General features: G+C 38.1%; 5 protein-coding genes. 1 reads left to right on the top strand and 4 read right to left on the bottom strand.

Annotated elements, in window-relative coordinates; all coding sequences use genetic code 11:
- Positions 1-343: 343 nt before the first annotated feature.
- The 4 genes from ftsZ to Q0546_RS02230 form a co-directional block, all read right to left on the bottom strand.
- The gene (gene ftsZ / locus Q0546_RS02245) at positions 344-1,498 is read right to left on the bottom strand and encodes a cell division protein FtsZ (RefSeq protein WP_009496063.1); all 1,155 of its coding nucleotides are present in this window, start codon (positions 1,496-1,498) and stop codon (positions 344-346) included.
- An 18-nt stretch (positions 1,499-1,516) separates the two neighbouring features.
- Positions 1,517-2,947 (bottom strand): cell division protein FtsA, encoded by a 1,431-nt coding sequence (ftsA, locus tag Q0546_RS02240; RefSeq protein ID WP_002948629.1) that lies wholly within the window; start codon positions 2,945-2,947, stop codon positions 1,517-1,519.
- Between the two features lie 13 nt (positions 2,948-2,960).
- The gene (locus tag Q0546_RS02235; protein ID WP_298790131.1) at positions 2,961-4,424 is read right to left on the bottom strand and encodes a peptidylprolyl isomerase; all 1,464 of its coding nucleotides are present in this window, start codon (positions 4,422-4,424) and stop codon (positions 2,961-2,963) included.
- A gap of 119 nt (positions 4,425-4,543) precedes the next feature.
- A complete protein-coding gene (locus Q0546_RS02230) occupies positions 4,544-5,131 on the bottom strand; it encodes a class II aldolase and adducin N-terminal domain-containing protein (protein ID WP_298790129.1) in 588 nt (195 codons plus the stop codon).
- A gap of 54 nt (positions 5,132-5,185) precedes the next feature.
- On the opposite strand from Q0546_RS02230, the gene mraW reads away from it, so the two are divergent.
- The coding region (gene mraW, locus Q0546_RS02225; RefSeq protein ID WP_298790136.1) for a 16S rRNA (cytosine(1402)-N(4))-methyltransferase at positions 5,186-5,292 on the top strand (107 nt) is incomplete at its 3' end.

The following is a 5,292-nucleotide window of genomic DNA, read 5'->3' as shown; positions in this document are numbered from 1 at the left end:
GCTTGCGACGATACAGAAGCGAGGCTACCCAGCTCGTTTGTCATCCGCGATACGCTACACTCGCTCGTTTGGGTTTGCTTTTGGCGTTATATTATAGTGTTTTTGGGGCAGTGTAAAATCTAAAAACTATGTTTTTGAAATTATTTTTAGTGGAATAATTTTATTGTAAAATAAGAATATCCTGAATATATTGTGACTAACGAAATATAGTATAATTTGTTAAAAAATCAATTTATTACTTGCAACTTAATTTTTAGCCAAATTTAGAATAATATAAAATTTAACTTACCACCTAATTATTGTGCTTTAAATTTTAAAGGATTGGAAGACCAATCCTTATTCATTAATCCATTTGGTTTCTGATATACGATGGCGTTTCTAGCATATTAGTTGCTTCTTCGCTATTGTATCCGCCGCTAACCTTTAGTCTGCTGATTCTTTCATCTAAAATCGGATTTCTTGACTTTTTAAATGCAGCGTCGGGCGTAGAGGCTACGGGCGTAGGTCTTTCTTCCTCTTTGTCTCTAAAGCCGGTGGCTATTATAGTAACTTGAATTTTGTTATTTTCAAAACTTTCGTCGCTTGTCGTACCGAATATAATATCTGCATCATCATCGACAGCATTTTGTACTAGGCACATAGCCTCTTCTATATCGCTAAAAGGAGAGTCTGGGTGATATTTGAAGTGTACCAGAACGCCCACTGCGCCGTTTATGGTAATGTCGCTTAGTAGTGGAGATTGTATTGCGTTTTTGATTGCTTCCTGGGCTGCGCCTTCACCTTCTGATTCGCCTATGCCAAGTAGCGCCATACCGCGGTGTTCCATGACTTTTTTAACGTCTGCAAAGTCAGAGTTTATGTCGCTATTTCCCGAATCAAGAACTATGGTACACATACCGCTGACGGCTCGAGCTAAAACGTTATCAACTATTTTAAAACTTTCTTTTATACCAGCTTTTTTGTCTATAAGGGATTTTAGTCTTTGGTTTGGTATCACAACTATAGAGTCGGACTCTTTTTTTAGCTCGTTAAGACCTTTTAGGGCTAGATTGTAGCGCTTTTTACCCTCAAAATCAAACGGCATAGTAACTACTGAGATTGTTAGAGCGCCGATCTCTTTAGCTGCCTGTGCTACCACCGGAGCTGCGCCTGTACCGGTACCGCCTCCAAGGCCTGATGCTATAAATACGATATCTGAGTACTCAAGTGTAGATTTGATCTCTTCGTAACTTTCTTGAGCGGCTTTGGTTCCTACGTCAGGATTCATACCAGCACCAAGACCTTTTGTAATCTTTTCGCCGAGTTGAAGTTTTGTAAAGGCCAAAGAGCTATCAAGTGCTTTTACATCGGTATTGGCGACTATTAGATCGATATCCATTTCATCGCCTTTTTCTCTAATAATATGATTTATCATATTTCCACCACCACCGCCTACGCCTACTACTTTTATCTTTGCGCCGTATGAAGGCTTTTTCTCTTCTACCATAAAGTTACCCATAGTTGATCCAATCTCCTTTTAAAATAGTTGTGTTATTTTATTCCAAATCACAGAAAAAATATTTGGTTTTTTTTCTTTTTTGTTTAAATCTTCATTTAGTTCGTCTTGTAAAGTTCTGTCATCATCGATTCTTAAATCATCTATATAGTTATCGTCTAGAGTGCTTCCTCTAAAGATTTTATTATCGACTTCTTCGATATTTTTTTTATCTTCGATTTTTACTCCATTGTCGTAGACTATATCTTTTAAAATCTTATTTTTTACTACAATCTCGTCTTTATATCGCATTTTCTTTTCAGAGTCGATTTCATAAGGTGTAAAGTAGCCTGCACCGTACATACAAAGTCCGATCGCACAAGAATTTGCCGGATCTCTTAAAATTTCATATAGCCCTTCCATTTCCTTCGGTCTTGCTATTCGCACCGGCATATTGTCAAATACTGCTATAGCAAGCTCTCTGATGCCTTCAAGCTTAGTCATGCCGCCGGTAAGAACTACGCCTGCGGCTATTGAGTTTTTGTATCCGCTATCTTCGAGCATTTTTGCAAGTATCATTAGTGTCTCTTCGGCTCTTGCATATATGACGTTTGAAATAACGTCAAGAGATACTTCCTGCACCTTGCCATCTTCGTTAATAGGCGGGATCTCAACTAGTTCGTTGGCATTATTTAGCAAAATTCCGTAATTTAATTTTATATCTTCAGCTTTTAAAATAGGCGTATGAAGCGCTGCTGATAGATCATTGGTTATATTTGACGAACCTATGCCTAAAAATTCGTTATATCTTATCGAATTTCCAGAGTGAATTATCATATTGCAAGTTGCACCGCCCATATCTATAAATGCTACACCCAAATCTTTTTCATCTTGATTTAGCGTCGCGATAGCCGAAGCGTAGCTGGAAAGTACGATATTATCAGGCTCGACTCCTGCTAAATTTAACGCTTTTCTTAGGTTACTAAGAGATGATTTTTGCGCCATTATGATATGCGTTTGCACCTCGAGCCTGCTACCGTTCATACCCAAAGGATCCTCTATATGCTCCTGGTCGTCTACTTTGAAATTATAAGGAAGTATGTGTAGTTTTTCGTAGTCGCTGTGGATTTGTGCCCTTCGCTCAGACTCGGACATCGAGCGTTGTATCTCTTTTATGCCTATTTCATACGTGGGAACATTTACCACACCGTTACTGTCAACGCTTTTTGTATAGGCTCCCGAGATTGAAACCACTACTTTTTCGTATCTTGTGCCCGCAACTCTTTGAGCGTCTATTAAAGCGCTTTTTATTGATTTTGATGCGAGCTCGATATTTGTTATTACGCCCTTTTTTATACCCTGAGTTTTTGCAGTTCCTATTCCGATTATTTTAAGTCCTGTTTCATCGTGCTGGCCTATCACAGCGCAAATTTGAACAGAGCCTACGTCAATACCTAAAATTTTAGTACTCAAAACAGATGCCTTCTTATTTTTTTGTATAATAATTTGTTACTTGGTAACGCTTGGACAACATGGCTGTTAAATCCCTAATGAGCTCGTTATTTTTCAAGAAGCCTACATTTTGCGTTATTATCTCTTTATACTCTTTCTCTTTTTCGCTATTTGTTAGTTTTTGTTCCGTTATCTCGTAAACTACGGCTTTATCGCCGAGTACAACATAGCCTTTTTTGCCGCCTTTTTCAAAAAGGCGATTGACGAAGATATTAAACTCACCCTCGCTTAACCCACCTTCGGCCTTCACGGTATCTCTACTAACAAATCCTATATCGGTACCTTGAAATCCTTTTTCAAGCAACTCTTTTGCTTTTGCTTCTACGATTTCTTTCGTTTTTTGCTCTTTGTAAAGTTCTAAAATTTGCTCTTTCGCCTCGTCAAAACTCATTACTCTAGGCGCTACGATCTCTTTTACCTTCACTATCATATAGCCGTCTTCGTATTCAAACGGCTTTAGGGTATCGCCCTTTTTTGCTAGTTTTAGCTCATCCATCGGCAAGCTCGCATTATCTTCAAATGTAGATACCGAGACATCTGCTTGCTTCTCGTCTTTCTTGATTTTTAGATACTCTTCAAGGGCGACTTTTTTAGTTTGTTTGAGATTGTAGTCTTTTAAGACTTCGTCTTTTACTGCCTCAAAGTCTTTGATTTTATCGTCGCTGCCTTTATATTCGTTTTTGTTTTCGTTGTAAAATTCTGTTAGCTCGTTAGTATTTGCATCGCTTGATATAGCTGGGGTAAATTTGGTATCAAGCTTAAATTCGGTCATGGTTTTATATTCGTTCTTATGCTCTTCCCAGAGTTTTTTTAGCGCATCTTCATCTATTTTTATTTCGTCTGCGTTAGCCTCTACGACCTTAATGGAGATTTTATCCTGCATCAAAAAGCTAGCCGTTAGCATATCTATATCTTGAGCATTTGCGGGTAAATTTAGAGCATGTCTTAGCTTATCTAAAAGTATTACGTTTTTTAGGCTTTCTTCGTATTCGCTTTCGGTAGTTCTAGCTCTTTTTAAAGTATTTTTGTAAAGCTCTTTATCAAATTTGCCGTTTGAGTGGAAATTTTGGTCTGCAATAATGTATTTGACTATATCTTCGTCATTTACGCCAAGCCCCAAGTCATCTGCGAAATTTAAAAGCATAGCATCGTTTACTAACGCCTCTAAAGCTAAATTTTCAATGCCTAGCTCGCTTGCCTTTTCATCGCTTAGCTGTCCGTCAAAAAGCTGGCTATAGTACGCATGAAGCTGACCGTATCTGTTTTGAAATTCTTGGATGCTTATATTTCTGTGACCGACCTTAGCCACCGAGGTAGCTCTGCTTGCGTTTAGATCATAAGCTCCCCATCCGACGAAGCCTGCTCCGACGAATGCTATCGTGCTTACCCAGATCGTTACGACGAGGTATTTTCTATGCTTTTGCATCCAAGTTATCATCTAATTCCTTCAAATTTATAAAAATTTTATGCATTATTTTACTGAAATATCGTAAATATCACCTTAAAAACGCGCTTTTTATCGATAAAATTTCAAAAAAATTAACATTTTTAAAGACGTTAGTTTTGTTCAGATTCGTAAAGGCGAGCTACGCTTAGCAATTTGCACGTATTTTCAAGGATTGCGACGTCTTTTGCCAGCTGATACGAGGTCCTGCTATGCACGTATACTCCGTATCCTTTGATGACCATTATGTTAGTTTTATTCTCTAACATATAGCGATAAATTTCCGTATCCGCGCGCTCATACCAATCGTCAAACTGTTTTGGATCATAGATCGGGATCTCGTGGTGTTTGATATAACCAAAATAATCCCTCGGACGGATAAAAGAATGCCCCAAAGTATAAGCTGTTAGATAAGGTGGCATGGCATAACAGATATATTTGGCTTCGTTTATATTTTTGTATATATTTAGGTGGATGTCCGCGTCTATGCTCGCATCGTTCCAGCGATAATCCCTTTTTGAGTTTAGCATTATGAGATCTTCTTCTTTAAGATTGTCGAAAATCGTCGTTCTTTTATTTATCAAAAAAGAGTCGTGCTGAATTCTAGCTGAAATAGAGCCGTGAAAGACGCCGAAAAAGTTTTTTCTAAACATCGAAAGAGCGATTTTGCTGATCTCGCTTGCGCAGTATTTTAAGTCCATTTTAACCTTTTATAAACTTTTTTTGTTATTATACACAAAAAATAAAGGCTAAATTTGAACTCCCCACACGTTCCCGTGCTACTTAATGAAGTTTTGCAAGCTTTTGAGGATATAAAAAGCGGCGTGATTGTCGATTGTACGCTCGGATACGGCGGGCATTC

The sequence above is a fragment of the uncultured Campylobacter sp. genome (assembly GCF_937997465.1).
Lineage (GTDB): Bacteria > Campylobacterota > Campylobacteria > Campylobacterales > Campylobacteraceae > Campylobacter_A.
Note: the sequence above shows the minus strand (reverse complement) of the source record. Positions and strands in the feature narration are given on the sequence as shown.